Source organism: Streptomyces sp. NPDC005202, assembly GCF_040608235.1.
Classification (GTDB): domain Bacteria; phylum Actinomycetota; class Actinomycetes; order Streptomycetales; family Streptomycetaceae; genus Streptomyces.
Genome location: NZ_JBEXHW010000095.1, coordinates 1 through 1,433, shown reverse-complemented (window position 1 = coordinate 1,433; position 1,433 = coordinate 1). Strand labels below are relative to the sequence as shown.

Genomic DNA, 1,433 nt, shown 5'->3' with positions numbered 1-1,433 from the left:
CGAGGTGATCTGATGCCGATCGCCGTCGACATCGACGTGATGCTGGCCAGGCGGAAGATGTCCGTGGGCGAGCTCGCGGACCGCGTAGGGATCACTCCCGCCAACCTGGCGGTACTCAAGAACGGCCGCGCCAAGGCGGTGCGCTTCGCGACGCTCGCCGCGCTCTGCGAGGTGCTCAAGTGCCAGCCGGGCGACCTGCTGCGCTGGGAGGCCGAGGACGCCGCAAGCGGATAATGTGCCCCAGGGCGGGCGTGAAAACGCCTGGCACCACCGGCCCGTGACACGGCACGTGGACCACATGGACGTGGATCGCCGATCACCCGCAGCGCCGTCCCGACACCGTTGGGTAGATTCCGGTTGACCTGCACCGCACCGTCCTGATCGATTACCGCGACCTGCGAACGTCTTCAGGTCGGTGACCCACAGCCGGTTCGGCGCTGATGCGGTGAAGTCGCGCTGCACCAGGTCGGGGGCGAGGTCGGCGTCCGGGTCGCGGCGGGTGAAACCCTTGCCCTTGCGGGGCTGATGCCGGCGAGGCCGGCTTCCCGCATCAGCCGTTCGACCCGTTCGCGGCCGACGTGGACGCCCTCTCGCCTGAGAACGGCGTGCACGCGGGGTGAGCCGTAGATCCCGCCGGAGTCGGCGTGGACCTGCTGGATCCGTCCGGTCAGCTCGATGTCCTGCCGGCGTCGCGGGCACGGCTCCTTCTCGGCCTGGCACCAGCGGTAGTAGGTGGAGGAGGGGATGTGCAGTTCCCGGAGTACGGGCTCGACCCCCAGGTGTGGGTGCTCGTCGATGAGCGCTCTAACCTGGGCCGGGTCGGGTCGAGCTGAGCGGCGAAAAAAGCCGAGGCCATCCGCAGGACCTCGTTCGCCCGCTCCTTGCGCAGGGCCGCCAGCTCCTCGCGTTCGACGGTGGTGAGCAGGTCGTCCCGCTCGCCGGCATCGGCCTCGGCCTGCCGGATCCAGCCGCGCAGGGCCTCGTGATGCACGCCGAGTTCCTCGGCCATACGGCGGATGACGGGCTTCGGTTCCGACGTGCGATACATCCGCACCGCACGCTCACGCAACTCCAGCGGGTATTTCCTGGGGGCAGGCATCGTCAGATCTCCTCTCACGAGATCCATCTGACCTGCTGTCACCCCTCCTCGCATCTCGGGGGAACCTCAGCCCGCGTGCCGGTCAAGATCCTGCACGGATCGACCGGCGTCGGGCTGAATTACACCTCGGTGGCTGCTGCACCCCGTTGCCGAAGGTTCTGGTGGCGACCAGGTATCCATGCGTGCGGCTGATGATGACCCGAATATGACATATGCAGCATGTGTGACAACAGTGCTGGCGGGAACTTCTTTGCTGAACCCTCGGCTGGGAGGTCTCAGACAGGCGAGAGGAGTCATCATGATCGCCAAGCTGCTCGGCAAACTGTCCTTCACC

Annotated in this window: 3 protein-coding genes; 1 reads left to right on the top strand and 2 read right to left on the bottom strand. The window is 67.0% G+C overall.

Translation table 11 applies throughout. The features are described from left to right. Positions 1-12: 12 nt before the first annotated feature. Positions 13-234, top strand: a complete 222-nt coding sequence (locus ABZV31_RS38290) for a helix-turn-helix transcriptional regulator (RefSeq protein ID WP_267007426.1) — start codon at positions 13-15, stop codon at positions 232-234. Between the two features lie 173 nt (positions 235-407). Here ABZV31_RS38290 and ABZV31_RS38285 read toward each other — a convergent pair whose 3' ends face one another. Together ABZV31_RS38285 and ABZV31_RS38280 are read right to left on the bottom strand one after the other, a co-directional pair. Continuing rightward, entirely contained in the window at positions 408-629 is a 222-nt protein-coding gene (locus tag ABZV31_RS38285; protein WP_355901500.1) for an IS3 family transposase, read from the bottom strand. Positions 630-667: 38 nt separating this feature from the next. Next, on the bottom strand, positions 668-1,099 hold the full coding sequence (locus ABZV31_RS38280; RefSeq protein WP_355901498.1) for a transposase: 432 nt from the start codon (positions 1,097-1,099) through the stop codon (positions 668-670). Positions 1,100-1,433: the final 334 nt, after the last annotated feature.

Excerpts from the sequence above, each read along its gene's own strand:
- ABZV31_RS38290 (WP_267007426.1), top strand. The coding sequence starts at position 13 with ATGCCGATCGCCGTCGACATCGACGTGATGCTGGCCAGGCGGAAGATG.
- ABZV31_RS38280 (WP_355901498.1), bottom strand. The coding sequence starts at position 1,099 with ATGCCTGCCCCCAGGAAATACCCGCTGGAGTTGCGTGAGCGTGCGGTG.